Here is a 26920-nt window from a genome sequence, read left to right on the forward strand (position 1 = left end):
CATGTAGTCAAGCAGCGGTCGCCGCACCGGAGTTCCCGACCAGCAAGGAGTCCCGACCCCGAATGACCGTGTCCTCGCCGGGCCCCGGCTTCCGCCCCCGCGCGGCCCTCGCCATGTCCCCGGACGCCGCAGCCGCCGTCCTCGACCCCGCCTCGCTGACCGCCCTCGCCGCCGTCTGCGACCTCGCTCCGCTGCCCGTTCTGGACGACTTCGGCACCGAGCGGGCCCGCGAGATCCTCGCCGACGTCGACCTCCTGATCACCGGCTGGGGCTGCCCCGTACTCGACGCCGACGCCCTCGCGGCGGCGCCCCGGCTGCGGGCGGTCGTGCACACGGCGGGCAGCGTCCGCCCGCATGTCACTGACGCCTGCTGGGAGCGCGGCATCGAGGTGTCGTCGGCCGCAGCCGCGAACGCGCTACCGGTCGCCGAGTACACCCTCGCCATGATCCTGCTCACCGGCAAACACGTCCTGGAGCGGGCCCACGCGTACGCCACCACCCGGACCCGCGACGACTGGCTGCGCACCTCCCGCACGATCGGCAACTACCGTCGGACCGTGGGCATCGTCTCCGCCTCCCTGGTCGGTCGCCGGGTCATCGAACTCCTGCACCCCCACGACTTCGACATCCTCCTGTACGACCCCTACGTGACCGACGTCGATGCGGCCGAACTCGGCGTGGAGCGCGTCGAGTTGGATGCCCTGTTCGCCCGCTCCGACACGGTCAGCCTGCACACCCCACTGCTGCCCGCCACCCGGGGCCTGGTGAGCCGCGCCCTGCTCGACGCCATGCGCCCCGGTGCCGTGTTCATCAACACCGCCCGGGGAGGCGTCGTCGACCAGGACGCCCTCACCGACGCCGTCCGGGCGCGCCGCATCCGCGCCGTGCTCGACGTCACCGACCCCGAAGTCCTGCCGCCCGAGCACCCGTTGTGGACGTGCCGTGACGCTCTCCTCACCCCGCACCTCGCCGGCTCCCAGGGCAACGAGTGGCGCCGCCTTGCCGACCTCGCCGTCGGCGAGACGGAACACTGGGCCTCAGGCGCCGGATTCCGCCATCCCGTACGACGCGAAAGGCTGGCCTTCCTCGCATGAGCAGCACGACCCGCAACAGCAGCAGCGGCATCCCCTTCGAACTCCCGCCCGAGGACCGCGAGTTGAGCCCGCACACCGGCTACACGCGGGCCCACTGGGAGGCCGTGGCCGACGGACTGCTGGCCGCCGCCTGGCGCTGGAGCACCCCCGGCGGTGCCCTGCTCGACCTGCCCGGCGTCCCGTCACGCTCGGGTGTGCGCTCCGACGGGCTGGAAGGCTACGCCCGCACGTTCCTCGCCGCCGCCTTCCGTGTCGCGGGCGCGGACGGCGACGACCCGCACGGCTGGCTCGACCGGTACGCCCAGGGGCTCGAGGCGGGCACCCGCACCCCCGGCCGCGCGGACACCGAGTCCTGGCCGCTCATCCTCGACCACGACGTCCAGGGCCAGCCGATGGTCGAGTCGGCCTCAGTCGCCCTCGGCCTGCGACTGACGGCGCCCTGGCTGTGGAAACGGCTCGACTCCGCCGTACAGGACAGGGCGGAGGAGTGGCTGCGCGGCTCGCTGCGGCACACGCCGGCCCCGAACAACTGGTACCTGTTCCCCTACACGGTCGCCGGATTCCTGGAGTCGGTCGGGCGCGGCGACGCGGAAACGACGAGGGCCCGAGAGCGAGCCCGGGAACTGCTGGAGACCTGGTACCGGGGCGACGGCTGGTACGCCGACGGCGACGGCCGGGCCTTCGACCACTACAACGGCTGGGCCCTGCACCTGTACCCGGTACTGGACGCCCACCTGGGCGACGATCGTGAACTGTCGTCCCTCTACGGCCCCCGCCTGCGCGAACACCTGGACGGCTTCGCGCTGATGTTCGGCGGAGACGGCGCCCCGATCCACTTCGGCCGCTCCCTGTCGTACCGCTTCGCCGCATCGGCGGCCGTAGGCCTGGGCGCCCTCACCGGCGACACCCCGCTGACCCCCGGGACCAGCCGCCGCATCATCAGCGGCAGCCTCCGCCACTTCCTGGACCGGGGCGCCCTGACGGAGGACGGCCTGCTGACTCTGGGCTGGCACGGCCCCCACCAGGCCACCTTGCAGACCTACTCGGGCCCGGCATCCCCGTACTGGGCCTCGAAGGCCTTCGTCTCCCTGCTCGCCCCCGCCGATGCTCCACTCTGGACAGCCCGCGAGGAGCCGGCACCGGTGGAGGAAGGGGACCGGGTGCTGGCGCTGCCCGCCCCCGGCCTGCTGGTGCAGTCGACGAGCGCGGACGGGATCGTACGACTCCACAACCACGGCAGCGACCACGTCCGCCCGCACGAGGGCGAGACGGCGGCCGAGGACGACCCGCACTACGGCCGCCAGGCCTACTCGACCCACTCCGGCCCGACGGCCCCCGCCAACATCGCCGACAACCACCTCTCCGTGGAGATCGGCGGCCGGGGCAGCGTCCGCCGCCGCATCCACCCCCTGGGCGCGGGCCACGGCGACGACTGGGGCTGGGCAGCGTCCTGGCACCGCCCAGTCTTCACCGCCGGCCCGCCGATGGTGCCGGGCCTGCGGGTGGAGAGCGTCACGGTGGTACGAGGCCGCTACGAACTCCGCGTTCACCGAGTGATCGGCGCGTCTGTTGGGGCACGCGTCATGCACACCGGCTGGGCAACGGGCCCCGAGGAGACAGTGACGTCCTCGCTGTACGGCCTGCACGGCTGGAACCCGGAGACGGAGGAGACCCGCGCCCCCCAGGGCACGGCCTACACCCGCTGGGCAGTCGTCCCCCGCCTGACCGGCGAGGCATCCGGCACCACCCTGCACGTGGCCCTGGCAGCCCTGACAGCCGACCCGGACCCCCTAGTACCCGAGCAGGTGATCTCCGGAGTCGAGGTAACAGACACGACGGTGAAGGTGACCTGGGCAGGGGACGGCGTCCGCACCCAGATCACCTTCGACCCGGTGTTGGTGCAGCAGAACTAGGCGGCTCTGGACTCGCGCGGTTCCGACAACGCGCCCCATAGGGGCGCGGGGAACTGCGCGACCAGCCCCCACCGACCCGCAGCCAACAACGAACCGCTACGGCAGCAACTTGTCCAACGCCACAGCCCCCTCCTCCGCCAGCTTCCGCTCCGCCCAGGCAAGGCTGCGCGGACTGAGGTCGCGGCCCGTGGCCAGCACCAGATCCTCGGCGGAAGCCCCATGCTCGGAACCTGTGTGCAGCAGCGCGTCGGGAGTCGTGGCGTCGTCGGACGGAGAGGGCGAATCAGAGCTCTTGATCGGCATGACGTCTCCTTGCTCGACCGGACTCCCTACCACCATGCACAGCCCACGCCCCGCGCGCACCCCGCACCGGTACAGGCCCCCTATTCGTCCGCTCCGTCCAGCGGTTCGCTGGACGGTGGAACGATCCTCGCCGCAAGATCCGGCTCCCCCATCTCCGGATCGAACGGAAACATGGGCCGCCGAATCCGCCGGTGCCCCAGCCGCACCAAGTCCTGGTCAACACCACCGGGGGTCAGCGCGAGCTTCCACCCCACAGCCATGTCGAACAGCTCAGGTTCGAGATAGCCGATCTTGACGAGGACAAGATCGGCCCCGCGCGGATCGAGGTCCAGGTCGGTGAAGTCGTGCTCATGGTGGTACGGCTTGCGCAGCCGCGTGAGGATCACCCGCACGCTGCCGACCCGCAGCACGACCTCGGTCCCGGCATCCCGGTCCCCGTGCCGCACCGCGTGCACGACCCCGGTCATGGTGAGCGGCCCGGCATGCCGGTCGTCCACCTCCGCACCGGCCGTGACCGTGACGACCGCCCCGACCCCCGCCTGCACCGCTGCCTCGACGGCGGCGGGCCCGGGCACGGAGGCGTAGATCACGGTCGGACCGTCCGGGTCCTTGAACTCGGGCCGGTCCAGGACACGCCCCAGCCCCCAGGTCACGTCACCGGCCCCGCCCGCCGTCGGGTTGTCGCCGGTGTCGCTGATGAAGTACGGCCGGGCGTCCGACGCGAGCGCCTCGTCCAGACACGCGTCCAGCGACCCGGTCGGCGCGACGAACGCGAACCTGCTCCGCGCCTCCCAGAAACCGCGCGCCAGCCGCTCGGCCCCGGCGGAGACGGCGGCCTCGTCGGACCCGGTGACCACGACCGCGGCCCGGTTGCGCGGCTCGTCCGCCCACGCGTACCCGACCCAGATCGCGGCGTCCAGCACACCGTCGGCCGCCTCCACCTCGTCGACGGCCGCGTACACGCTCTTCGCGGGCTCGATACGCGTCGAGGTCTGCTCACCGGCCAGTAGCACCGGCACCGGAACCCAGGCCTTGACCGGCCGAGGGGCACCGCTGACCAGAACGTCCACCAGGTTCCGTACCGCCCGCTCCTTCGTCTCCATGTGGTCCTCGTGCGGAGCCATCCGGTAGCAGGTGATCAGATCGCTCTGGTGAGCCAGCTCGCGCGAGACGTTGCCGTGCAGATCCATGGACGTCGACACGATCACGTCAGGGCCGACGACCTCCCGGACACGGGCCAGCAGGACCGCCTCGGCATCATCCACGCCCTCCACCGTCATCGCGCCGTGGATGTCATACCAGAGGCCGTCGACGGGCCCCAACTCCCGCAAGCGGTCGATGAGTTCGTCGGAGAGCTGTGCGAACGCGGCGGCCGTCACCGTTCCGCCGGGCAGCGCCTTGCCGACCAGCGCGCCCCGCCACTCGGCCGCCTCCCGCAAGGGCTTCCCGGGAGCCAGGAACGGGTAGCGCGTGAGGACGTCCGCGCCGCGCTGCGGATGGAAGGCGGGCGCCTCGGTGCGCGCGGGGGAGAAGGTCGACGACTCGATACCGAGCCCGGCGACGGCGATCACCGGACGGGATATGGCGGTACGGGACTGAGGCATGGCTCCTCGCAGAGTTCAGGGGTGCAGAGGTTCAGGAGTGCGGGGAAGGAGAGGGCCCGGTCAGGGCCGCCAGGGCACGCGCCAGCGCCCGTTGCAGCGCGAACTGGCCCGCGCCGACCAGCCCGGCGTCGGCGCCGAGACTCGCCCGCTCGATCACCAGCTGCTCGGTCACCAGGGGATGGCAGCCCTCGTACAGCTGACTTCGCACTGCTGCCACGAACGGCTCCAGCGTCGACAGCAGACCCCCGAGATACACGGCGTCGGGGTTGAAGAAGTTGACGTTCGCCGACAGGACCGTGCCGAGATAGCGGCCCGCCCGGCGCACCGCACCGGTCGCCTCCGGATCGGCGTCCGTGGCCAGCTTGACCACGTCCTCGATGGAGTCGACCCGGGCGCCACGCTCCCGCAGGATCCGCACCAGCGCCGCACCCGACGCGACCGTCTCCAGACAGCCGGTGTTGCCGCACGAACAGGGCGTGCCGTTCTCGTTCTCGACGCGGACGTGGGTGATCTCGCCGGCCGCTCCGGTGCCGCCCCGGTACAGCCGGCCGTCGACCATGACACCGGTGCCGATGCCGGAGCCCATCTTCACCATGATCGACTGGTGCCGTTCGGCGGGCTGGACGCTGTGTTCGCCGACGGCCATGCAGTTGGCGTCGTTCTCGATCGCCGCCGGGACACCGAAGTGGTCCTCCAGCCAGGCGCGCACCGGGAACCTGTTCCAGCCGGGCATCCGGGCCGGGAGGGTGACGACCCCAGACTCGACGTCCACCGGGCCCGGCAGACACAGTCCGACGCCCCGCAGCAGCTCCCGGCCGTGCCGGGCGGCGAGCGTCTCCAGGGTCTCGGCGAGGCCGGGCAGTGCCGCCTCCGGGCCCTCGGCGGTGGCGAACGGCACCGTCGACACATCGGTGAGGCCGCCCCCGGGGAACACCACCCCGACCCGGGCATGTCGGCTGCCCAGGTCCGCCGCGACCGCGAACCCGTCGCTGCCGCCGAGCCGCAGCACCTTCCGTGGCCGCCCGCCCGTGGAGGACCGCGTGCCGTGCTCCGCGACCAGCCCGTGGGTCACCAGCTGGCCGACGGTGAACGAGATCGTCGAGGGCGCGGCGCCGAGCAGATCGGCCAGTTCGGTCCTGGTCGTCGCCTGTCCGGAGGACAGCAGTTCGAGCACGCGTTCGGCCAGCGAGGAGACACCGGAGGCGGTCCTGCGGTGCGGCACACTTTTTTCGGTCATGGGCGAAGTAACTTCCGACGACGGGGCTTCGAGTGACGAGCGTACGTCGGTGATCGCCCCCTCCGGCTTTTTCCAGAACAGCAGAAACAGGCTTTTTACAGCTGGGCGTCTGTTTCTTCGCACCCGCGAGTCGTTGACTGGCTCATCAATGGCACGTCGCCCATCGCCCATCGCCCATCACACATCGCATCTCCGGTGATCCGAGGAGAACCATGTCGTCCCCTGCTCGCATCGCGCTCGTCGCCGGTGTCATCGTCTCGGCGGGCGCGCTGCTGCTCGCAGGCTGTTCCGGCACGAGTGACACGTCGTCCGCGTCGAAGGACTCCATCAACTACGCCCTGCCCGCGAACTTCACCCCGAACTGGATCCTCCCGATCGGCACGGCCGCCCACCTCAACACCAACAACAACTCCATCGCGGCCAGCCTGTGGGAGCCCCTGGTGGCCTACGACGGCTCCACCGGCAAGCTCGCCTGGAACAAGAAGGGGTCCGTCGCCACCGCCGCCGACTTCGCGGCGGACGGAAAGAGCGTCACCATCACGCTCGGCGACCGCAGTTGGAGCGACGGCAAGCCGATCACCTCGCGGGATGTCGAGTTCTGGTTCAACCTCATCAAGGCCAACAAGGCGGAGTGGGCCGGTTACAACCCCGGCAAGGCGCCGGACAACTGGACCGCGTTCAAGACCGTCGACGCCCGGCACTTCACGATCACGTTCGACAAGGCCTACAACTCCGAGTGGATGCTGGCCAATGAACTGAACTCCACCATCACTCCGCTGCCGCAGCACGTCTGGGACAAGACCGGTGCCTCCGCCGCGGTCTCGGACGCCGACCGTACGCCCGCGGGCGCCAAGCAGGTGTGGACGTACCTCAACACGGCCGCGAAGAACATCTCCGGCTACGACAGCGACGCCCTGTGGAAGACCATCAGCGGCCCCTACTCGATCAAGTCGTTCGCCACGTCCGGGAAGGTCGTGCTCGCCGCCAACAAGAAGTACGACGGCGGTGAGAAGCCGGCCATCGCGACCGTCAACCTGCTGCCCTTCACCACGGCGGACGCCGAGAAGAACGCCCTGCGCTCCGGAAGCGTCGACTACGGCTACATCGAGGCCACCGACCTCGACCAGAAGGACAGCTTCACCGCGCAGGGCTACTCGGTGAAGCCGTGGTCCGGCTGGGCGATCACCTACATGCCGTACAACTTCAACAACCCGGCCATGGGCGCGGTGTTCAAGCAGCTCTACGCCCGCCAGGCAGTCCAGAAGTCCATCGACCAGGCCGGCCTGACGAAGGCCATCTTCAACGGCACCGCGGTGCCCGGCTACGGCCCGATCCCGCAGGCCCAGTCCTCCGACTTCCTCTCCGCCACGCAGAAGAACAACCCGTACCCCTTCTCGACGGAAGAGGCCAAGTCTCTTCTCACCGGACATGGTTGGAGCGAGCAGGGCGGAGTCATGGTCTGCACGGATGCGGGCACAGGAGCGACTCAGTGCGGTGAAGGCGTCGCCAAGGGAACGAAGTTCGAGATGCAGGTTCTGTCGCAGTCCGGCTCGACCGTGACCGACAACATGATGAGCGCGATCCAGTCGTCGTTCGCGAAGACCGGCATCAAGTTCTCCATCAAGACCGCGCCCGTCAACTCCGTGCTGGCGCAGACCCCGCAGTGCACCGCGAGCCAGGCCATCTGCAAGTGGCAGCTGTCCTTCTTCGGTACGGCGGGCAGCTGGTACTTCAATGCCTTCCCGACCGGCGACTCCCTCTTCCAGACCGGGGGCGGCTCGAACTTCGGCAACTACTCCAACCCGGACGTCGACAAGCTCATCACCGCGTCCACGACGTCCACTTCGACGCAGCCCGTCCAGGACTACAGCGCGGCGGTCGCCCAGGACCTGCCGGTGATCTGGCTGCCCGAGCCCGTCTACCAGATCTCCGTCGTCAAGAACGGTCTCGGCGGCTTCTCCCAGGACTCGCTCGCCAACTTCCACCCCGCCCAGTGGAAGTGGACCAGCTGAGGCCCCTCGCATGGACACCTTCCTCTACCTGACCCGGCGGATCCTCCAGGCGCTCGCGGTGATCCTCATCGTGACCGTGGTGGTCTTCTGCCTCCTGCACGCGCTGCCCGGGGGTCCCGCACGCGGGATCCTCGGCCCGCAGGCCACCGCCCAGCAGATCGCCGCCTTCAACCACGAACAGCGCCTCGACCAGGCACTGCCCGTCCAGTACGTCCACTACCTGGGCACCCTGCTCCACGGCGACCTCGGCACCTCGTACACCCTCAACGAATCCGTCTCCACCCTCATCGAACAGCGCCTGCCCAAGACGCTGGTCCTCACCGTCCTGTCCGCGTTCGTCGGACTGCTGCTCGCGATCCCGCTGGGCATGTGGCAGGCGGTCCGGCGCAACAAGCCCGTCGACTACGTCATCACCACGCTCGGCTTCGTCGCGTACGCCACGCCCGTGTACTTCCTCGGCCTGATCCTGGTGCTGGTCTTCACCCAACTCCTGCCCTGGTTCCCGTCCCAGGCCCCCCAGGGCGAGACCCTCGGCCAAGTCCTCTCCCAGCCCAACGCGTTGGTCCTGCCGGTCGTCGCGGGCGCCGCCTCGATGGTCGCCGTCTTCAGCCGCTACATGCGCGCCGCGACTCTGGAGAACCTCTCCGAGGACTACGTCCGCACGGCGCGGGCCGGTGGCTCACGGCAGGGTGCCATCCTGCGCCGGCACGTCTTCCGCAACTCCCTCACACCCGTCGTCGCGATGCTCGGCTACTACGTGCCCGTGCTCTTCGGCGGTGCCCTCGTCGTCGAGCAGCTCTTCAACTACCCAGGGATGGGGCTGCTGTTCTGGAGCGCGGCCCAGTCCTCCGACTACCCGGTGCTGCTCGGCTGCGTCCTCGTCATCTCCGTCGCGACGGTCGTCGGCACACTCCTCGCCGACATCGCACAGCGGCTTGTCGACCCCCGAGTGAAGGCAGGCCGAGCATGAGCGCCGTACTCCGGACGACGACCCCACCGACGGAGGCGGTCGCCGGATACCGCCTGCCTCTACGCCGGTTCGCACGCAATCGACTAGCGGTCGCCGGGCTGGTGGTGGTCGTCCTGTTCCTCCTCTTCTGCTTCGTGGGCCCGCTCCTCTACTCCACCGACCAGACCCACACCGACCTCACCCAGGTCAACCTCGCCCCGAACGGCTCCCATTGGCTCGGCACGGACGCCGTCGGCCACGACGAACTCGGCCGCCTGATGTACGGCGGGAAGGTGTCCCTCCTCGTCGGGCTCGCGGCCGGGATCCTCGCCACCGTCATCGGCACGCTGTGGGGAGCGATCGCGGGCTACGCGGGCGGCTGGATCGACGCGGTGATGATGCGGGTCGTCGACGCGGGCATCGCCATCCCGGCCCTGTTCATCCTGCTCGTCGTCTCCGCGATCACGACTCCGGACACCCTGGGCTTGATCGTCATCCTGGGCCTGGTGTCCTGGCTGGTGCCGTCCCGTCTGATCAGAGCGGAAACGCTGACCCTGAAGAACCGGGACTACGTCCTCACCCTGCGCGCCATCGGCGGCACCCACGGCCGCGCCATCGTCCGGCACATCCTGCCCAACTCGGTCTCGACGATCGTCGTCGCGGCCACCTTCCAGGTCGCCGACGCGATCCTGCTCGTCGCGTACGTCTCCTACCTCGGCCTCGGTGTCCAGCCGCCGTCGACCGACTGGGGCGGCATGCTGTCGGCCGGCCTCACCGCCGCGTACTCGGGCCGCTGGTGGCTCATCGTTCCGCCGGGCCTCGCCATCATCCTCGTCGTCTGCGCGTTCAACGCCATCGGCGACGGGCTGCGCGACGCCTTCGACATCAAGGGGCGTGGATGAACATCCTGGAGATCGAGAACCTGGACGTCACCTTCACCACGGAGACCGGCGACGTACCCGCCGTCCGCGAGGTGTCACTGCACGTCCGCCCCGGCGAAACCCTCGCCCTCGTGGGCGAGTCGGGCTCCGGCAAGTCGACGGTCGCGCTCGCGGCACTGGGTCTGTTGTCGGGCAACGCACGGGCGACGGGCCGGGTCGAGATCGGTGGAACGGACGTCGTAGGCGCGAGCGAGGGGGACCTCGCCCGCCTGCGCGGCCGTACGGCGTCGATGGTGTTCCAGGAACCCGCCACCGCCCTCGACCCGCTCACCCGGATCGGCGCCCAGATCGCCGAAGTGATACGCAACCACCGCCCCCTCTCCGCCAAGGAGGCCGCGTCGGAGGCAGTGACCCTCCTGCGCCGCGTCGGCATCCCCGACCCCGAACAGCGGGCCTCCGCCTTCCCCTTCCAGCTGTCCGGCGGGCAGCGCCAACGCGTCGTCATCGCCATGGCCATCGCCAACTCGCCCGGCCTGCTGATCGCCGACGAGCCGACCACCGCCCTCGACGTCACCGTCCAGGCCGAGATCCTCGACCTCCTGCGCGCCCTGGCCGCCGACTCCGGCACCGGCGTTCTGCTCGTCACGCACAACATGGGCGTGGTCGCGGACTTCGCCGACCGGGTCGCCGTGATGCTCCAGGGGGAGATCGTCGAGACGGGCCCGGTGGAGGAGGTGCTCCTGCGCCCCTCGCACGAGTACACGCGACGCCTGTTGTCGGCGGTACCGAGACTGACGGTCGCCGAGCCGGGAGACGTGCCTGCGGCGGCACCCGAGGCCCCCACCGACGCTGCCGTGGTCGAACTCCGGGACATCTCCGTCCACTTCGGCCGAGGTCGCCGTACCGTACGGGCCCTCCAGGACGTCTCCCTCACCGTCGCCCCCGGCGAAACCGTGGGCCTGGTCGGCGAGTCCGGCTCCGGCAAGTCGACGGCCGCCCGGGTCGCCCTGGGCCTTGTCCCGCCGACGTCCGGCTCGGTCGCCCTGTTCGGCACCGATCTCGGCCGGTCCCGGGGACGCGCAAGGCGCGCCCTGCTCGCGGGAGTCGGCGTGGTCCTCCAGGACCCGGTGGCCTCCCTTGACGCACGGATGAGCGTCGGCGAGTGCGTCGCGGAGCCGTTGCGCGTCCATCGCGGGGGCATGTCGGCGGCGGAGCGCCGGGCGCGGGTCGCCGAGGTGCTCGAACGGGTGCGGCTGCCAAGGGAGTTGGCGGGGCGCGGGCCCCGCGAGCTGTCAGGCGGGCAGCGCCAACGGGTCAGCCTCGCTCGCGCACTCGTCCTCGAACCACGGCTCCTGGTGGCCGACGAACCGACCAGCGCCCTCGACGTGAGCGTCCAGCAGACGGTCCTCGAAGTCATCACCGAACTCCAGGACGAACTGGGCTTCGCCTGCCTCTTCGTCTCCCACGACCTCGCCGTCGTCCAGCAGTTCGCACAGCGCGTGGTCGTGATGCGCGCCGGCCGGATCGAGGAACAGGGCCCGACAGCGACGACCCTCCTGCACCCGGGCACGGATTACACCCGACGCCTGATCGCCGCCGTGCCGGTGCCGGACCCGGTCCTGCAACGTCGGCGTCGTGCGGAGCGCAGGGCCGCGCTCGCCGTCGGTGGAACGGGGGCCACCGCGTGACCCTCCCCATCACCCAGGTGTACGCCGGTGTCGACATCGGCGGGACGACCACCCAGGTCGTGCTGTGCGCGCCCGACCTCACGGTGCTGGACCGGGCCGAGGTGCCCACCCCGGCGGCGGAGGGCGGGCAGGCGATGACCGATGCGGCGCTGGGTGCGCTCGCCGGCCTCCTCGCGCGGACGCCGGGCCGTCTCCTCGGGGTCGGGGTCGGTGCGGCGGGCATCGTCGACACGGATGCCGGGCGCGTGCTCGTCGCCAGCGACTCCTTCCACGGCTGGGCCGGGTTCGAGGTGACGGCGACGATCCGGGGCGCGCTCGGGGTTCCGGCGTACCTCGACAACGACGTCAACGCGTTCCTGCGGGGCGAGGCGGCGAAGGGCGCCGTGGCGGGCGTACCCCATGTGCTCGGTATGACGCTGGGCACCGGGGTCGGTGGGGCGCTGTGGCTGGACGGGGCGCTGTACGAGGGTCCGCACGGGGCCGCCGGGGAGATCGGGCACGTACCCGGCTTCGGCGACCTGCCCTGTACGTGCGGTGGCCGTGGGCATCTGGAGACGCTCGCCTCCGGGCGGGCGATCGGGCGACGGTACGGGGAACGCACCGGACGCGCCGGGCTCACGGCCGGGGCCGTCGCGGCGGCGGCGGACACGGGCGACCCCGACGCGGCCGTCGTCTACGAGGAGGCGGGAGCCGCCCTCGCCCGGGCGATCCTCATCACCGCCGGGCTGGTGGACGTCACCGCCTACGTCGTCGGCGGCGGTGTCAGCCGAGCCTGGCACCTGCTCGAACCGGCCGTCCGTAAGGCCCTCGCCGCCGAGCCGCCCGTCAGCGGACGGCCCGTCAGCGTCGTACGGGCCCGGCTCGGCAGCGACGCCGTGGCCGTCGGAGCGGCCTCCCGCGCGCGGGACGAACTCGCCCCGGACACACGGGCGTACGAGGTCGGGGAGCCGTCACTCGAATCGTGACGTGTCGCCCGCGCCCCGGCGGACGATCTCGGCCTCGCCGCTGGAGAAGTCGATGACCGTCGTCGGCTCCGTGCCGCAGTCGCCGGAGTCGACGACCGCGTCCAGGACATGGTCGAGCCGCTCCTTGATCTCCCAGCCCTGCGTCAGCGGATCCTTCTCGTCGGGGAGAAGGAGGGTGCTGGACAGGAGTGGTTCGCCCAGTTCGGCCAGCAGGGCCTGCGCGACCGTGTGGTCGGGGATGCGCACGCCCACGGTCTTCTTCTTCGGGTGCAGCAGCTTGCGCGGCACCTCACGGGTCGCCGGGAGAATGAACGTGTAGCTGCCCGGCGTGGACGCCTTCACGGCCCGGAAGACGTCGTTGTCGACCTGCACGAACTGGCCGAGCTGGGCGAAGTCCCGGCACACGAGGGTGAAGTGGTGACGGTCGTCGAGCTGCCGGATCGACCGGATACGGTCGATGCCGTCGCGGCTGCCGAGCTGACAGCCCAGCGCGAAGCAGGAGTCCGTCGGATACGCGATCAGTGCGCCGGAGCGGATGCTGTCGGCCACCTGACTGATCGTGCGGGGCTGCGGGTTGTCGGGATGGACGTCGAAGTACCTTGCCATCCACCGAGCCTATGCCCTCCGTGAGGTAAATTCCGGACCGTGATGCGGTGTGAACGTGATTGACCAGGGGAGAAGCGTCGTGGCAGGCAGCAGGGCCGACTACGGGCACGACGGCGTAGGCGCCTGGGGCAGCTGGGCGGACGAACTCCTCGACCAGCTGCGGCCGGCCGCCCGGGACATCGGCAGGGTGGCCGCCTGGCTCGCCGCGACCATCGAGGCGGAAGTCTCTCTCCGGGACGTGACCGGCACCCTCCTCGCCGGTGACCGGCTGCCCGCCGCCGACGAGCTGGTGAGGGACGTGGCCACCGGCAGAATCGCTTCTGCAGCGGTGCACACCCAGGGCCGCCACGTCCGGCTGGCCGGACTCGGCCACCCCGTCACCAAGGGCGTGCTCGCGGTGGCCCGCAGCCGGCCCTTCGACCAGCGGGCCACCGACATCGTCGCCCGCACGGTCTGGGTGCTCGAACTGCTCCTGCGGGAACGCGAGACGATCAGCGCCGAACGCCGGCTCGACCGGGCGAGGTCCGACCTGCGACTCGCCATCCTCCAGCTGCTGATGGTGGGCGACATCATCGCCGCCCGCCGGGTCGCCGCCGGCTTCTGGCCCGGCCTGTTCGACACCGACACCGCCTGCGTCTACGTCCTGGAGGGCCACGCCGGGAAACGCGACGACCTCGCCGAGGACTGCCAGGAGGCGGCGGAGGGCCACGCGCTCATCGTCCGCTGCCCGGCCGTGGACGAGCATCTGATCGTCGTGGCGCCCATCGAACGTGGCCAGGACAGGGCGGGGCCGGAGCTGCGCACCCTCGTCGGCGGACGTCCCGACACCTTCATCGGCGGCAGCGTCCGGCAGAACCTCGCCCAGACCGCCACGGCCTACGGGCAGGCCATCAGCGCCCTCGCCGTGGCCCGCTTCCGCCCGGACCGGGCCGCCGTGTACGCCGAACGCACCCACCCCGAGCGGCTGATGAACCCCCTCGCCCTGCGCGGCTGGGCGGACCGGCTGCTGAAGCCGCTCGACGACCTGCCCCACCACACCCGCGCCGAACTCCTCGCCACCACCCGCCTCGGCTTCTCGTTCACCGCCGTCAAGGCGGCGATCATCCTCGGCGTCAGCCGCAACACCGTGCGCGCCCGGATGGAACGCGTGGAAGGCATGCTCGACGCCGACTTCTCGGACCTCACCACCCGGGCAGCAGTCCAACTGGCCCTCAACACCCAGGCCGCCGTCCCGGACGAACCGCGCCCGCCCGCGACTGCGCCCGCCGGAGTGACCGAACTGCTGCGCACGGACCCGCTGCTGGCCTGGGCGGACGGTCTTCTCGGCCGCCTCACCGGGGACACCCGGGACCTGCGGCGGACCGTCCGCACCTGGATCGCCGCCGGCGGCAACGCGGAACGCACCGCACAGGTGCTCGGCATCCACGCGCAGACCGTGCGCGACCACGTACGCAGCGCGGAACCCGTCCTCGAACGCCAGCTCCTCGCCGGCGGCAGCGACCTGTACGAGGTCGTCCTCGCCCATCTGGCCCTCGGCGACCTCGACGAACCCGCCGTCGGCCGGGCGAAGCGGGACCATCCGGACGTGACCGTGCACGAGTGAGTCCTCGGCGCACAAGAGAGGGCACCGGCGAGATACACACCGCGACTCAACGCGCGTAGGTTCATCTGGACGCCGGTGCTCCGGTACGCGCGCCTCTCCGGGAGGTGTGCCCGGGCGCCGATGCCCATGACGGGTGCCCGGCCGGAAACGGCCCCCAGGACCCGCGGGTGCGGGGGTGCGGCCGGTACGGGGGTCCGGCCGTCCCGCACCCGCGGCTTTCACCCCTGTACGCCGGTTTACGCCGGATTCGGGTGGGCCGCGTGAGTAGCCGGCGGTTTCGTGGGCACTCGGCGGCCATGGACACGGCACGAGCAGCAGCAGACACGGGACAGGTACTCGCCGCATCGAGCGACGTACTCAATGTGATCGCCGCCTTCGCCGGTGGCCTGATCGTGGCGGGCCTGCTGATCTGGGCCGTCCGGTTCGGAGTGCGGGTGAAGGACGCGGAAGCGCCCCGGCCCACGCCGGACGAGCAGCCCAGGCTGCCGGAGTCCGGGGCGGTGCACGAGGAGCGGGAGCGACGCGAGCCCGACGAGGTGCCGCACACCTCGGACGAGGACGAACGGCTCAGGCCGCACAACCTCCACTCCTCCAGCACAAAACGCGGCGAGGACCAGACCCGCCCACGCTGGTCGTCCGGCAACAGCGGCTCCTTCGGCAGCGGCGGCTCGGGCAGGACGTGACGCTTCCGCCGCCCGCTGCGTGGCCCGGCTCGACATCGGCGCGCTCGTGGCGGGCTTGCCGGTAGGACGCGTACGACGGCTGCGCGCCCGGACGTGGACGCCTGGGCGTGGACAGCGCTCGGAGCGAGTCCGGGCGAACGCGTGATCGACGTCGGGGGCGGCATGGGCGCGCTCGTGGCGGGAGCCCTGGCCGCGGTGGCCAACCCGTACTCAGGGCGCAGGCTGACCGGCGCGGGGCTGGTGGTCGACGATCAGGGATCGCAGGCGTTGATCCAGGACAGCCGGACGGTGGCCTGGCCGCTGGTGCGCCTGCCGGCCCAGTCGACCGTACAGAGCGGACTGGTGACCGAGGTGCAGCGCGACCGCCTGTGCGCGGAGGTGACCGAGGCCGCGGAATGGGGGCCTTGTACATGTCGGTGACGATGTCCGCCGTGGTGGCGCACCGGCCCGTCTGACCCGTCTGACCCGTCGGCGTGCGGCCGGAGGCGGGGCGTGGTCCGCTGTGAGGCCGAGGTGTGCGACGACGGAGCCTGGGGCGGCGCGATGTGCTGGAGTGCTACGGCGGACCTGGTGGCGGGCGTGGGTATCGCCGCCGTGGGTGTGGCGGGCGTGACCGCGCTGGCGCGGGCGGGCCGAAGCCGTGATCTGCCGCTGGCCGCGCTGCCGTTGCTCCTCGGGGCCCACCAGATCGTCGAGTCCCTGGTCTGGCGGGCGGACGGCGGAACCGGCCCGGCGACCGTGGCCTGGGCCGTCATCGCCCTCCCGCTCCTGGCCCTCTGGGTACCGGCGGCCGTCCTGTGCGCGGCCCCCAGGAGCGCGAGGCCCCGCCTCCTCCTGCCGCTGGGCGCGGGCATCGCGACGAGCGTGGCACTCGCGTACAGCCTGTCGGACCACCGGGTGACGGCCCACATCCGCGGCCACACCGTCGGGTACGCCGTCGACCTGTCCCACTCCGGGCTGCTCGTCACGGGTTACCTGGTCGCCACGGTCGGCTCGCTGCTCCTCTCCGGTGACCGCCGGCTGGTGCTGTTCGGGATCCTGGCCGGTGTGGGCGCGCCGCTGTGCTGGGCGCTGTGGCGGCTGGAGTTCGTGTCCACATGGTGCGCCCTCGCCGCGCTCTGCTCCCTGGTCCTGCTGGGCTGGGCCCGGGGACGCCGCCCGCTGCCGGTGCACTGACGTGGGTGAGTTTTCTCGCCCCCGCCGCCCTTACCCGTCCCATCCTCGGGGGCTCCGCCCCCGAACCCCCGCATCGCGCTGAACGCGCTCGTCCTCAAACGCCGGACGGGCTGGGTGGTGCCGCGGCCGGCGCTGAGGTGCGGTGGGGGTGGGTGGGCGGAGAAAAGGGGTGGGCTGAGGGCAGTTGTCCTCGAAGGCCGGCCGGGGTATTTCAGCCCGTCCGGCGTTTGAGGACGAGGCCGTTCAGGCCGATAGCAGGGGTCTGGGGGCGTAGCCCCCAGGGATGGGAACGGGTAGGGGCGGCGGGGGCGAGAATCCCCCCTCCGCCACCGCAGGTGTCCGTGCTACTCGGCGCCGACGAGTGCGCGGACCTCGAACTCCTCGAACGCGGACGTCTCCTGGCGGGGCGCCAGGATCGTACCCAGCCAGCCCAGGAAGAAGCCCGCCGGGATCGAGACGATGCCGGGGTTCTGCAGCGGGAACCAGGCGAAGTCCGACGACGGATAGATGGAGGACGGGGTTGAGGAGACCACCGGCGAGAACACCACCAGCAGTACCGAGCAGACCAGCCCGCCGCACAGGCTGAGCAGCGCGCCCCGGGAGTTGAAGCGCCGCCAGAACAGGCTGTAGAGGAGCGTGGGCAGGAGGGCGGACGCGGCGATGGCGAAGGCGAGGAAGGCGAGCGTCGAGACGTTGGTCTCCCACGACAGCAGGGCCAGTCCCATCCCCAGCGCGCCGATGAGGACCGCGGCCAGCCGGGCCGCGCCCAGTTCCTCGGCCTGGGTGGCGCGCCCCTTGCGGATGACCTCGCCGTACAGGTCGTGGGCGAGGGACGAGGCCGCGGCGAGGGTGAGACCCGCCGCGACCGCGAGCAGCGTGACGAAGGCGAGGCAGGACAGCAGCGCGGTGAGCACCCCGCCGCCGATGGACTGCGCGAGCAGGAGAACGGCCGCGTCGCCCTTCGGGTCGGTGTCGACGATGGAGTCGCGGCCCACCAGGGCGGTGGCGCCCAGACCCAGAATGCCGGCCGCCAGACAGACGAAACCGACCAGACCCGCGGCCCACACGACCGAGGAGCGCAGGACGTTGGTGGAGCGCGGGGCGAGCAGCCGCATCATCACGTGGGGGAGCGCGGCGAGGCCGAGCACGATGGCCAACTGGAGGCTGAGGAAGTCGAGTTTGCTGGTGGTGCTCCCGCCGTAGCGCAGCCCGGGTTCGAGGAACCGCTGGCCGATGCCGCTGTTCTCGGTGGCGGCCTCCAGCAGCGCGTTGACGTTCCAGTCGAAGCGGTGCAGCACCATGACGGCCGTGACGGCGACACCGGAGATGAGCATCACGGCCTTGACGATCTGGATGAACGTCGCTCCGGGCATACCGCCGAGCGAGGCGTACACAATGACGATGGTGCCGATCACGACGACGCACAACGTGCGGGTGGTGGAGCTGGGGACGCCCGTGAACTGGGTCAACAGGGCGACGCTGCCCACGAGTTGGGCCACCAGATAGAGGCAGCAGATGGCCAGGGTGCAGAGGGAGAGCGCGAGCCGGACCGACCGTCCGCCCTGCGGCAGCCGCAGCGCCAGCGTGTCCCCGAGGGTGAACCTGCCCGAGTTGCGCAGCGGTTCGGCGATCACCAGGAGCACCATCATCCAGGCGACCGTGGTGCCGCACAGATACAGCAGCCCGTCGTAGCCGGTGAGGGCGACCAGTCCGGTACTGCCCAGCAGGGTCGCGGCCGAGAGGTAGTCCCCGCACATCGCAAGCCCGTTGCGCAGCGGCGACATCTCCCGGTTGCCGAGATAGAACTCGCCGACCTCGTCGCGCTGCGGCGCGATCAGCAGCGCGGCGAACAACGTGACCACGACGACCGACAGGAACAGCACGAAGGTCAACTGCCGGCTGAACGGATCGACAACACCGGCACCGATGGTCGTCGTCACCACGTACGGAACTCCCTCTTGCTCTGCGGACGGGGGCCGGCCTGCTCGGCCGTACGGTGCTGGGCGGGTCGGCGCTGCTCCAACTGGGAGCGCAGTCCCCGGGCGACCGGGTCGAAGCGGGTGCGCATCCGCCGTACATAGCGCCAGGCGGTCACCCCCATCACCACGAACTGCCCCAGTCCGAGTGCCAGCCCGAGCGTCAGATGACCGGCGAGTGGCTGATTCATGATTCCTGGCGCGAAGTTCGACAACAGGACATAGAGCAAGAATCCGCCGACGGCGAGCGCGGTCGAAACGGCCGCGAAGCGGCGGTAGTCGTTCCGCAACGTCTGAAATTCGGGATGGGCGTGTATCGTCTGCTCAGGTGTGGGTTCGGTGTATGTCGGGCTGTATGCGGGCGGCTCGTCGGGCCGCGTGAAATAATTGGACATAAACGCACCTTCTTTGCTGCATTATGTCGCGCATCCAACTCTTCCGAGCGTTGATCATCCAGCTCACCGGGGTGACGGAAAATGCCGGAGTCACGTTCTTGTGCGGACTTGGTGGGGGAATCGTGAATCCGGACGTTTCGCCGAGTGAATTCCGATGCGGAGCCCGTCGGGGGTGACTACGGGTCAGGAAGCGGATTATGGCAGCGGCGCTCCGGAACAATCAACTCGCTTTGAATTACTCCTGAGTAATGACTCATTCGCGCACTTCTTGATCACTTCGCGGCCCGGTGCAACCTGCGGAAATCCGCCGCGACGGATAAGGTCCGGACTATTCCCGCCCATTGAGGTGGCTCAAATGCGCCGTACGGGAGAGGCGTGGGGCCGCGGTGTGGAGGCCCTGTGAGGGGGAAGTCGAAGTGTGGGGAAGTGTAAGAGGGACAGGTAGAGGCGAGCGCGGAACGGCGGAGGAATGATGGATTCCACCACGACACTGATCCTGGTCGTCGCGGTCCTGGCGGTGGCCGCGCTGGCCGTGGCGGCCACCGTGCTGGTACGGCTGGTCCGCACCCGCCGGGATCTGCGCCGCGCGGGTCTGCCGACGGGCTCGCGCTGGGTCTTCTGGGGCGCGGTCGCCTACCTGGTGCTCCCGACCGACCTCGTGCCCGACCCCGTCTACCTGGACGACATTGGCGTACTCCTGCTGGCCCTGCGCTCCCTGCGTACGCAGGCACGGGAACTCGACGGCGGCCCGGCGTCGGAGTCCGCTCCGGCCGGCCGCTCGGGCAAATGAGGTGAGGGACGAGAAGGGCCCGGCTCGCGGTTACCCCGCGAGCCGGGCCCTTCTACCGTGGTCCTTCTCGGTTGCTCCTGGTCGTCGTCCCTGAGGTGTCGCTTACGCCTCGCTGGCCCGGAGCATGTCCTCGCGCTCGACGATCTTGACGCGCTCGCGGCCCTCGGGCTCGCCCAGGGCCTTCTCCGCGGCGTCCAGCTTGTACCAGCCCTCCCAGGTGGTGAAGCGGACGTTCCGCTCGCCGAGGAACGCGTCCACGGCCTCCGGGTCGGGTGAGACGGGCGTGCGGAGGCGGCCGTTCGCGTGGTCGTCCAGCAGATTGGCGACGGTCTCGTTGGCGTCGCCCTTCGTGTGCCCGATCAGGCCCACGGGGCCGCGCCGGATCCAGCCCGTGACGTACGTCGACGCGAGGTGCTCGCCGGTCTCCTCGATGACCCGGCCGCCCTCGTCGGGGACGGTGCCCGACTCGACGTCCCAGGGCAGCTTGGGCAGCTTGTCGGAGAGATAGCCCACCGCGCGGTAGACCGCGCCGAGGTCCCAGTCCTTGAACTCGCCGGTGCCCTTGACGTTGCCGGTGCCGTCGAGAGCGGTCCGCTCCGTCCGCAGACCGACGACCTTGCCGTCCTCACCGAGGATCTCGGTGGGCGACTCGAAGAAGTGCAGGAACAGTTTGTGCGGCCGGTCGCCGATGTCGCGGATCGCCCAGTTCTCCAGCGTCTTGGCGACCATGTCGGCCTGCTTGTTGCCCCGCCGGGTCGCGATCGAGCCCTCGTCGTAGTCGATGTCCTCGGGATCGACGATGACCTCGATGTTGGGGGAGTGGTCCAGCTCGCGCAGCTCCAGCGGGCTGAACTTGGCCTGCGCCGGGCCACGGCGGCCGAAGACATGGACCTCGAGCGCCTTGTTGGCCTTGAGACCCTCGTGGACGTTGGCCGGGATCTCGGTCGGCAGCAGCTCGTCCGCCGTCTTCGCCAGCACGCGCGCCACGTCGAGCGCGACGTTGCCGACCCCGAGGACCGCGACCTTCTCCGCGTCGAGCGGCCACGTACGCGGCACGTCCGGGTGTCCGTCGTACCAGGAGACGAAGTCCGCGGCGCCGTACGAGCCGTCCAGCTCGACGCCCGGTATGTCGAGCGCCCGGTCGGCCGTGGCCCCGGTGGAGAAGATCACCGCGTCGTAGAAGGCGCGCAAGTCGTCCAGGTTGATGTCGCCCGGGTAGTCGACGTTGCCGAAGAGGCGGATCTGCGGCTTGTCGAGCACCTGGTGCAGGGCGGTGACGATGCCCTTGATGCGCGGGTGGTCGGGGGCGACGCCGTACCGGATCAGACCGAAGGGGGCGGGCATCCGCTCGAAGAGGTCGATGGACACGCCGGGCTCCACGGCCACTGCGGACTTGAGCAACGCGTCGGCGGCGTAGATCCCGGCCGGGCCGGCTCCGACAATGGCCACCCGCAGAGGGCGAGGCATGATCAGGTTCCCTTCGAACGATGACAAGAGATCTTCGAAGGAAGCCTAAACTAAGGCAAGCCTAAGCTAGTACGGGGGTCCGGGTTATGGGCTCATAAGGCGGACCTATGGGGTCTGCGGGACCCCTGCTCACCCCGGTCTCCTTAGAGGTTCCTATGAATCTGCGGGGCACTTGAACGCCCGGGAGTCCGGCTGCGTATGGCACTGGGGGCATTTCCATGTCGATCCGGCCATGCAGTGCAGGAGTACTCCGTGGGACGTAACACGCGCAGACGCCCAACAGGTCCACGCCGCGCCACCTTTGCGGCGGTCGCTCTCATGCTGGGCGGAGGTGGACTGGTCGTGGGCAACGTCTACGCCTCGGCCACCGAAGGCGGCACGGGCGGTGACGCGGCCCAGCAAACGCAGTATTCGGGAGCCGCAACGATCGACTGCCCCGATGTCGGCGACCAGTTGGCGGCCGTACCGGACGAGGCGCGGCCGGAGGTCGACAGGGAACTCGCCGCCCTGGACCAGCAGACAGCCGAGGCGTATCAGCGGCTCCAGAACTCGACGCAGGAGATGCGGCAGGACAGTGGCTTCGCCGACTCCGCGATCATGAACCCGCTGAAGGAGAAGCGAACCGCGACCCTCGAACGGATCGCGATCGCCATCGACCGCGTGGGAGACCGCCCCGAGGGACTCGAGACCCTGGCGGCCTGCACACTCCGGGACTCCGGCAACCAGCCCGGGGAGGAATGGCAGGGCGGCGAAGGCCAGGACCAGAACGGCGACAGCCAGGACGGTCAGGACGGCCAGGACCAGGGCGACGGCCAAGGCGATGGCCAAGGCGACGGCCAAGGAGACGACCAGGGCGGCGAGGAAGGCCAGCAGGACGGCGGCGGCAACGGCGGTCAGGCCGGAAACGGCCCGGTCGCCGACGACTTCGCGGACATCACCACCGTCCAGCCCGCCGCGCAGACCCCGTCCCGGCAGAGCGACGCCTCCCGTGGCACCTTCACCACCAGCTGCGGTGTGAACGCGAACGGGCTGTTCAACTCGGACAACGTCATCGTGGCCCCCGGTGTCTCCAACGGCGCCCACCACTTCCACGACTACGTCGGCAACCAGTCCAACAACGCCTTCGCGAGCGACGAGGACCTGGCCGCCGCACAGACCACCTGTGTGGACCAGGGCGACAAGTCCTCCTACTTCTGGCCCGTGCTGCGCCTCCAGAACGGAACGCAGGAGCAGGACGCCAACTCTCCCGGCGGCGGCATCGAAGGCAACGCCGGTGAGATCGTCACGCCCAAGCAGGTCACGATGACGTTCGTGGGCAGCCCGCGCGGCGAGGTCGTGGCGATGCCCCGGCTGCTGCGCATCATCACCGGTGACGCCAAGGCGTTCGTCAACGGCACGGCCAACGCCAACGCCTCCTGGAGCTGCACCGGCTTCGAGGACCGGCAGCTGAAGGACAAGTACCCGCTCTGCCCGTCGGGCAGCGACGTGGTGCGCACCTTCAGGTTCCAGAGCTGCTGGGACGGCACGAACATCGACAGCGCCAACCACCGCACCCACGTGGCGTTCGCCGACGCCAACGGCAACTGCCCGACCGGCTTCCGGGCGATTCCGCAGCTGGTGCAGCGCATCGTGTACGACGTCGACGCCCCGAGCCTGCGGGACGGCGGCCGTACGACCCCGCTGTTCGCGGTCGACGCCTTCCCCGAGCAACTGCACAAGCCGGTCACGGACCACGGCGACTTCATCAACGTCTTCGACGAGAACCTGATGCGGGAGATGGTCGACTGCATCAACGCCGGACGGCGGTGCGAGGCCGGTTCCCCGAACGGCGAGGACCCGGAGAACAGCCCGTCACCGACTCCCGACCCGCCGTCCGAGGAGACCGACGAGCCGACCCCGGACCCCACGGACACCCCGGGCGACGACGAGACGGCAGAGCCTTCGCCGACTCCCTCGGTGAGCACACAGGCCCCGGACCCGGCGAGCGCCACGCCCACGCCCACTCCCACGAAGGAGCCCGTCGAAGCGGAGCCCAAGGCCTACACGTCACCGCCGGCCACCCAGCGGGCCGAGTCGGCTGTGTCGCCGACGGACGACGGCAACGACGCCGACAGCGAGGTCGGCAGCGCGGCGACCGCCGACGAGAGCAGCGGCGACGACTCCGTCGCGCAGCCCGCACCCCAGGCGGTCACCGGTGATCTCGCCGACACGGGAACCCAGTTGTGGCCGGCCGCGGTCGGAGCGGTTCTCCTGATCGCCGGCTTCCTGATGCTGCGCCGCACAAGGAAGGCATCACGATGACGGCCGTGGGCGCCTCCGCTCAGGGGCGGTAGGACTGCTGCTGGGGCGGCGTGTTCGTCGGGCCACCGGCGGCGCCGCCCTGCAGCTGCTCCGCCTGCTCCTTGGTCACCTTCTGCTCGGCACCGCAGAAGGTGCACTGGGTCTGGTACTTCGTGGAGAACGGGAACAGGGGCACGAAGAAGAGAGTGAACTTCGTGACGCGTTTCTTGAGCGTGTGTGCGGAGGGATTGCCACAGTGCCCGCAGACCAGCGTGAGTATCGCGAGCTGGTACAGGTATCCCTTGGTGCCAAAGATGATCATGTTCTCAGTCCCGTCGATGTACGTCCCTGGTAGGGCGACGGTACCTTTCCGTCAGCTCCCGGTGGGGGCCGTGAGGTCGAGAGCGATGTCGGTGATCATGTCCTCCTGGCCGCCCACCATGCCGCGTCGGCCCGCCTCGACGAGGATGGCGCGGGTGTCGAGACCGTGGCGGGTGGCGGCGACTTCGGCGTGGCGCAGGAAGCTGGAGTACACGCCCGCGTAGCCGAGGGTGAGGGTCTCACGGTCGACCCGTACCTCGCGGTCCTGGAGGGGGCGTACGAGGTCGTCGGCGGCGTCCATGAGCGGGAACAGGTCGCAGGCGTGGTCCCAGCCCATCAGGTCGGCGACCGCGACGAACGCCTCCAGGGGACAGTTGCCCGCCCCCGCGCCCTGCCCGGCGAGAGAGGCGTCGACGCGTACGGCGCCGCTCTCCACGGCGACGACCGTGTTGGCCACGCCCAGGGCGAGGTTGTGGTGGGCGTGGATGCCCAACGCCGTTGCCGGGTCGAGGACTTCGCGGTAGGCGCGGAAGCGGTCACGGACGTCGTCCATGGTGAGGCGCCCGCCGGAGTCGGTGACGTACACGCAGTGGGCGCCGTACGACTCCATCAGCTTGGCCTGGCGGGCGAGTTCGGCCGGCTCGGCCATGTGGGACATCATCAGGAACCCGGCGACGTCCATGCCCAACTCGCGTGCGGCGGCGATGTGCTGGGCGGAGATGTCGGCCTCGGTGCAGTGGGTGGCGACGCGGACACTGCGGATGCCGAGGGCGTGGGCCCGCCTGAGGTCGTGGAGCGTGCCGATGCCGGGCAGCAGCAGGGTGGTGGGCACCGCGTGCGTGGTGGCGTCCACCACGGCCTCGATCCACTCCCAGTCGGTGTGGGCGCCGACGCCGTAGTTGATGCTGGACCCGGCCAGACCGTCGCCGTGGGCGATCTCGATCGCGGCCACCCCGGCGGAGTCCAGGGCGGCGGCGATGGCGCGGGCCTGGCCGACGGTGTAGCGGTGCCGTATGGCGTGCATGCCGTCCCGCAGGGTGACGTCCTGGACGTACAGGCGGGTGGCCGTCGTGGTCGTGGCGCTCGTCGTGCTCATCGTGCGGCCCCTTCGGTGGCGCCTTGTGCGGTCATGCGGTGGGCGGTGATGCGTTGGGCGGTGCGCAGCGCGGCCGAGGTCATGATGTCGAGGTTTCCGGCGTAGGCCGGGAGGTAGTGGGCGGCGCCCTCGACCTCCAGGAAGACCGACACCTTCAGCGGGTCGGCGGCGCCCGGGGCGAGGGTGCGCAGGGGGTCGTCGGCGGCGACCCGCTCGTACTGCACCTTCTGCTTGAGCCGGTAGCCGGGCACGTACGCCTGGACGCGGCCGACCATTTCCTCCACGGACGCGGTCACGGCCTCGGTGGCGCAGTCGGAGACCAGGCAGTGCACGGTGTCCCGCATGATCAACGGGGGTTCGGCCGGGTTGAGGACGATGATCGCCTTGCCCCGGGCGGCCCCGCCGACCTGCTCGATCGCGGCGGACGTGGTCTCGGTGAACTCGTCGATGTTGGCGCGGGTGCCGGGACCGGCGGAGCGGGAGGCGATGGACGCGACGATCTCGCCGTAGTGGACCGGGGCGACCGCGCCCACGGCGGCGACGATCGGGATGGTGGCCTGGCCGCCGCAGGTGACCATGTTGACGTTCGGCGCGTCGAGGTGGGCGTCGCCGTTGACCGGCGGGACGACATACGGGCCGAGGGCGGCCGGGGTGAGGTCGACGAGGGTGCGGCCCAGCGGGCGCAGCACCGCGTCGTGGTGACGGTGGGCACCGGCGGAGGTGGCGTCGAAGACGATCTCCACGTCGGTGAACTCGTCCAGGGCGACGAGCCCCTCGACGCCCTTGTGGGTGGTGGCCACCTTCAGGCGGCGGGCGCGGGCCAGTCCGTCGGAGTCGGGGTCGATGCCGGCCATGGCGGCGATCTCCAGGGTCTCCGACAGCCGCAGCACCTTGATCATGAGGTCGGTGCCGATGTTGCCGGAGCCGATGACGGCCACTTTGGTCCTGTCGCTCACTGGCCGTCCCCCTTTTCGGTCTTCTCGGTATCGGCGAAGGCGGCCCGTACCGAGCCCAGGCCCGAGATGCGAGCCTCGAACACGTCTCCGGCGACCGCGGGGGTCATCGGGCCCAGTGCCCCGGTCAGCACCAGGTCGCCGGCGCGCAGTGGGTCGCCGCGCTCGGCGAGCGCCGAGGCCAGCCAGACCGCCGCGTTCAGCGGGCTGCCGAGGCAGTCGGCGCCGGTGCCCTCGGAGACGGTCCCGCCGTTGCGGGTCATGGTCATCGTCACGGCGCGCAGGTCCACGGCGGTGAGGGGGACGGGGGTGGCGCCGAGGACGTACAGCCCGCAGGAGGCGTTGTCGGCGACCGTGTCGAGGAGGGAGATGTCCCAGTCCCGCACCCGGCTGTCCACGATCTCCAGCGCGGGCAGCGCGAAGTCGACCGCCCGCAGCACGTCGACGACCGTGCACTCCGGGTGCGGCAGATCGCGCCCGAGCACCAGCGCGACCTCCGCCTCCACCTTGGGCTGCAGCAGCCGCCGGCGGGCACCGTGCCGCCGTCGGGCACGTACATGTCGGCGAACAGCGCCCCGAAGTCGGGCTGGTCCACGCCGAGTTGCCGCTGTACGGCGACCGAGGTCAGGCCGATCTTCCGGCCGACGATCCGGCGTCCGGCGTCCGAGCCGCGCCGGACGTTCAGCTGCTGCACGGCGTAGGCGGTCCGCAGATCGGCGCCGTCCTCGAACAGATCACGTACGGGCGGACAGGGGATGCCGGTGCGGGTGGCCTCCGCCAGCAGGTCGGCGGCCTTGAGCACGGCCGGTGACACGGGGTCCGGGTGGACGCCGTCGGGCACGGTCGACATGGATTGCCTCCAGGGGGAAGGGGAAGCGGCGGGTCGATATCGATATAGACAGCGTCCGGTCGAAGGGACAAACTTTGT

23 protein-coding genes and 1 pseudogene are annotated in these 26920 nt (G+C 70.6%); 13 read left to right on the forward strand and 11 right to left on the reverse strand.

What is annotated here, in order from left to right; genetic code table 11:
• Positions 1-62: 62 nt before the first annotated feature.
• Positions 63-1094, forward strand: a complete 1032-nt coding sequence (locus ACWDR4_RS13675; RefSeq protein ID WP_450407878.1) for a hydroxyacid dehydrogenase — start codon at positions 63-65, stop codon at positions 1092-1094.
• Positions 1091-3007, forward strand: coding sequence for a DUF2264 domain-containing protein (locus ACWDR4_RS13680; protein WP_450407881.1), 1917 nt, complete (start codon positions 1091-1093; stop codon positions 3005-3007). The genes ACWDR4_RS13675 and ACWDR4_RS13680 overlap by 4 nt, the downstream gene beginning before the upstream one ends.
• 96 nt (positions 3008-3103) lie before the next feature.
• Here the strand turns inward: ACWDR4_RS13680 and ACWDR4_RS13685 are convergent, their stop codons facing one another.
• The 3 genes from ACWDR4_RS13685 to ACWDR4_RS13695 form a co-directional block, all read right to left on the reverse strand.
• Positions 3104-3310 carry a hypothetical protein gene (locus ACWDR4_RS13685; RefSeq protein WP_450407883.1) on the reverse strand — a complete coding sequence of 69 codons (207 nt, stop codon included), beginning with the start codon at positions 3308-3310 and terminating at the stop codon, positions 3104-3106.
• Positions 3311-3390: 80 nt separating this feature from the next.
• Positions 3391-4914 carry a M81 family metallopeptidase gene (locus tag ACWDR4_RS13690; RefSeq protein ID WP_450407886.1) on the reverse strand — a complete coding sequence of 508 codons (1524 nt, stop codon included), beginning with the start codon at positions 4912-4914 and terminating at the stop codon, positions 3391-3393.
• A 31-nt stretch (positions 4915-4945) separates the two neighbouring features.
• Positions 4946-6151: an ROK family protein gene (locus ACWDR4_RS13695; RefSeq protein WP_450407888.1), complete on the reverse strand. Its 1206-nt coding sequence runs from the start codon at positions 6149-6151 to the stop codon at positions 4946-4948.
• Positions 6152-6363: 212 nt separating this feature from the next.
• Here ACWDR4_RS13695 and ACWDR4_RS13700 point away from each other — a divergent pair, with 212 nt between their 5' ends.
• From ACWDR4_RS13700 to ACWDR4_RS13720, 5 genes are read left to right on the forward strand one after another with little or no spacing between them, the layout of a single operon-like run.
• On the forward strand, positions 6364-8163 hold the full coding sequence (locus ACWDR4_RS13700; protein ID WP_450407891.1) for a peptide ABC transporter substrate-binding protein: 1800 nt from the start codon (positions 6364-6366) through the stop codon (positions 8161-8163).
• Positions 8164-8173: 10 nt separating this feature from the next.
• Positions 8174-9133 carry an ABC transporter permease gene (locus ACWDR4_RS13705; RefSeq protein WP_235472580.1) on the forward strand — a complete coding sequence of 320 codons (960 nt, stop codon included), beginning with the start codon at positions 8174-8176 and terminating at the stop codon, positions 9131-9133.
• Complete coding sequence (locus tag ACWDR4_RS13710; RefSeq protein ID WP_450407895.1) at positions 9130-10014, forward strand: ABC transporter permease; 885 nt, start codon at positions 9130-9132, stop codon at positions 10012-10014. The genes ACWDR4_RS13705 and ACWDR4_RS13710 overlap by 4 nt, the downstream gene beginning before the upstream one ends.
• On the forward strand, positions 10011-11681 hold the full coding sequence (locus tag ACWDR4_RS13715; protein ID WP_450407898.1) for a dipeptide ABC transporter ATP-binding protein: 1671 nt from the start codon (positions 10011-10013) through the stop codon (positions 11679-11681). The genes ACWDR4_RS13710 and ACWDR4_RS13715 overlap by 4 nt, the downstream gene beginning before the upstream one ends.
• A 17-nt stretch (positions 11682-11698) precedes the next feature.
• Positions 11699-12646 carry an ROK family protein gene (locus tag ACWDR4_RS13720; protein ID WP_450408174.1) on the forward strand — a complete coding sequence of 316 codons (948 nt, stop codon included), beginning with the start codon at positions 11699-11701 and terminating at the stop codon, positions 12644-12646.
• Here the strand turns inward: ACWDR4_RS13720 and ACWDR4_RS13725 are convergent.
• Positions 12632-13252: an L-threonylcarbamoyladenylate synthase gene (locus ACWDR4_RS13725; protein ID WP_235472576.1), complete on the reverse strand. Its 621-nt coding sequence runs from the start codon at positions 13250-13252 to the stop codon at positions 12632-12634. The two genes, ACWDR4_RS13720 and ACWDR4_RS13725, sit on opposite strands and share 15 nt — an antisense overlap.
• 79 nt (positions 13253-13331) lie before the next feature.
• Here ACWDR4_RS13725 and ACWDR4_RS13730 point away from each other — a divergent pair, with 79 nt between their 5' ends.
• The 4 genes from ACWDR4_RS13730 to ACWDR4_RS13745 all read left to right on the forward strand — a co-directional run bounded on the left by ACWDR4_RS13730 (position 13332) and on the right by ACWDR4_RS13745 (position 16714).
• Entirely contained in the window at positions 13332-14855 is a 1524-nt protein-coding gene (locus ACWDR4_RS13730) for a helix-turn-helix domain-containing protein (RefSeq protein ID WP_450407902.1), read from the forward strand.
• Positions 14856-15151: 296 nt separating this feature from the next.
• A complete protein-coding gene (locus ACWDR4_RS13735) occupies positions 15152-15538 on the forward strand; it encodes a DUF6479 family protein (protein WP_450407904.1) in 387 nt (128 codons plus the stop codon).
• A gap of 141 nt (positions 15539-15679) precedes the next feature.
• Positions 15680-15958: a hypothetical protein gene (locus tag ACWDR4_RS13740; protein WP_450407907.1), complete on the forward strand. Its 279-nt coding sequence runs from the start codon at positions 15680-15682 to the stop codon at positions 15956-15958.
• Positions 15959-16081: 123 nt separating this feature from the next.
• Positions 16082-16714 (forward strand): DUF6629 family protein, encoded by a 633-nt coding sequence (locus ACWDR4_RS13745; protein WP_450408175.1) that lies wholly within the window; start codon positions 16082-16084, stop codon positions 16712-16714.
• Positions 16715-17058: 344 nt separating this feature from the next.
• Here ACWDR4_RS13745 and ACWDR4_RS13750 read toward each other — a convergent pair whose 3' ends face one another.
• Together ACWDR4_RS13750 and ACWDR4_RS13755 are read right to left on the reverse strand one after the other, a co-directional pair.
• Complete coding sequence (locus tag ACWDR4_RS13750) at positions 17059-18657, reverse strand: solute symporter family protein (RefSeq protein ID WP_450407910.1); 1599 nt, start codon at positions 18655-18657, stop codon at positions 17059-17061.
• Positions 18651-19085, reverse strand: coding sequence for a DUF485 domain-containing protein (locus ACWDR4_RS13755; RefSeq protein WP_450407912.1), 435 nt, complete (start codon positions 19083-19085; stop codon positions 18651-18653). The genes ACWDR4_RS13750 and ACWDR4_RS13755 overlap by 7 nt, the downstream gene beginning before the upstream one ends.
• 472 nt (positions 19086-19557) lie before the next feature.
• Here ACWDR4_RS13755 and ACWDR4_RS13760 point away from each other — a divergent pair, with 472 nt between their 5' ends.
• Complete coding sequence (locus ACWDR4_RS13760) at positions 19558-19875, forward strand: YkvA family protein (RefSeq protein WP_450408178.1); 318 nt, start codon at positions 19558-19560, stop codon at positions 19873-19875.
• Between the two features lie 102 nt (positions 19876-19977).
• On the opposite strand, the gene ACWDR4_RS13765 is transcribed toward ACWDR4_RS13760, so the two are convergent.
• Positions 19978-21342: an FAD-dependent oxidoreductase gene (locus tag ACWDR4_RS13765; protein ID WP_450407914.1), complete on the reverse strand. Its 1365-nt coding sequence runs from the start codon at positions 21340-21342 to the stop codon at positions 19978-19980.
• A gap of 252 nt (positions 21343-21594) precedes the next feature.
• Between ACWDR4_RS13765 and ACWDR4_RS13770 the strand changes: the two genes are divergently transcribed.
• On the forward strand, positions 21595-23643 hold the full coding sequence (locus ACWDR4_RS13770) for a DUF1996 domain-containing protein (RefSeq protein WP_450407915.1): 2049 nt from the start codon (positions 21595-21597) through the stop codon (positions 23641-23643).
• Between the two features lie 19 nt (positions 23644-23662).
• Here ACWDR4_RS13770 and ACWDR4_RS13775 read toward each other — a convergent pair whose 3' ends face one another.
• The 4 genes and pseudogenes from ACWDR4_RS13775 to ACWDR4_RS13790 form a co-directional block, all read right to left on the reverse strand.
• Positions 23663-23944, reverse strand: a complete 282-nt coding sequence (locus tag ACWDR4_RS13775; protein ID WP_450407918.1) for a zinc-ribbon domain-containing protein — start codon at positions 23942-23944, stop codon at positions 23663-23665.
• A gap of 51 nt (positions 23945-23995) precedes the next feature.
• Positions 23996-25039 (reverse strand): 4-hydroxy-2-oxovalerate aldolase, encoded by a 1044-nt coding sequence (gene dmpG, locus ACWDR4_RS13780; protein WP_450407920.1) that lies wholly within the window; start codon positions 25037-25039, stop codon positions 23996-23998.
• A complete protein-coding gene (locus tag ACWDR4_RS13785) occupies positions 25036-25995 on the reverse strand; it encodes an acetaldehyde dehydrogenase (acetylating) (protein WP_450407922.1) in 960 nt (319 codons plus the stop codon). Before ACWDR4_RS13785 ends, dmpG begins: the two co-directional genes overlap by 4 nt.
• Positions 25992-26842: pseudogene (locus ACWDR4_RS13790) on the reverse strand (2-keto-4-pentenoate hydratase). Before ACWDR4_RS13790 ends, ACWDR4_RS13785 begins: the two are co-directional and overlap by 4 nt.
• Positions 26843-26920: the final 78 nt, after the last annotated feature.

Source organism: Streptomyces sp. NPDC000878 (assembly GCF_053599695.1).

Excerpts from the sequence above, each read along its gene's own strand:
- ACWDR4_RS13765 (WP_450407914.1), bottom strand. The coding sequence starts at position 21,342 with ATGCCTCGCCCTCTGCGGGTGGCCATTGTCGGAGCCGGCCCGGCCGGG.
- ACWDR4_RS13715 (WP_450407898.1), top strand. The coding sequence starts at position 10,011 with ATGAACATCCTGGAGATCGAGAACCTGGACGTCACCTTCACCACGGAG.
- ACWDR4_RS13700 (WP_450407891.1), top strand. The coding sequence starts at position 6,364 with ATGTCGTCCCCTGCTCGCATCGCGCTCGTCGCCGGTGTCATCGTCTCG.
- ACWDR4_RS13725 (WP_235472576.1), bottom strand. The coding sequence starts at position 13,252 with ATGGCAAGGTACTTCGACGTCCATCCCGACAACCCGCAGCCCCGCACG.
- ACWDR4_RS13710 (WP_450407895.1), top strand. The coding sequence starts at position 9,130 with ATGAGCGCCGTACTCCGGACGACGACCCCACCGACGGAGGCGGTCGCC.
- dmpG (WP_450407920.1), bottom strand. The coding sequence starts at position 25,039 with ATGAGCACGACGAGCGCCACGACCACGACGGCCACCCGCCTGTACGTC.
- ACWDR4_RS13760 (WP_450408178.1), top strand. The coding sequence starts at position 19,558 with ATGGATTCCACCACGACACTGATCCTGGTCGTCGCGGTCCTGGCGGTG.
- ACWDR4_RS13755 (WP_450407912.1), bottom strand. The coding sequence starts at position 19,085 with ATGTCCAATTATTTCACGCGGCCCGACGAGCCGCCCGCATACAGCCCG.
- ACWDR4_RS13745 (WP_450408175.1), top strand. The coding sequence starts at position 16,082 with ATGTGCTGGAGTGCTACGGCGGACCTGGTGGCGGGCGTGGGTATCGCC.
- ACWDR4_RS13705 (WP_235472580.1), top strand. The coding sequence starts at position 8,174 with ATGGACACCTTCCTCTACCTGACCCGGCGGATCCTCCAGGCGCTCGCG.
- ACWDR4_RS13690 (WP_450407886.1), bottom strand. The coding sequence starts at position 4,914 with ATGCCTCAGTCCCGTACCGCCATATCCCGTCCGGTGATCGCCGTCGCC.
- ACWDR4_RS13680 (WP_450407881.1), top strand. The coding sequence starts at position 1,091 with ATGAGCAGCACGACCCGCAACAGCAGCAGCGGCATCCCCTTCGAACTC.
- ACWDR4_RS13695 (WP_450407888.1), bottom strand. The coding sequence starts at position 6,151 with ATGACCGAAAAAAGTGTGCCGCACCGCAGGACCGCCTCCGGTGTCTCC.
- ACWDR4_RS13685 (WP_450407883.1), bottom strand. The coding sequence starts at position 3,310 with ATGCCGATCAAGAGCTCTGATTCGCCCTCTCCGTCCGACGACGCCACG.
- ACWDR4_RS13735 (WP_450407904.1), top strand. The coding sequence starts at position 15,152 with ATGGACACGGCACGAGCAGCAGCAGACACGGGACAGGTACTCGCCGCA.
- ACWDR4_RS13675 (WP_450407878.1), top strand. The coding sequence starts at position 63 with ATGACCGTGTCCTCGCCGGGCCCCGGCTTCCGCCCCCGCGCGGCCCTC.
- ACWDR4_RS13775 (WP_450407918.1), bottom strand. The coding sequence starts at position 23,944 with ATGATCATCTTTGGCACCAAGGGATACCTGTACCAGCTCGCGATACTC.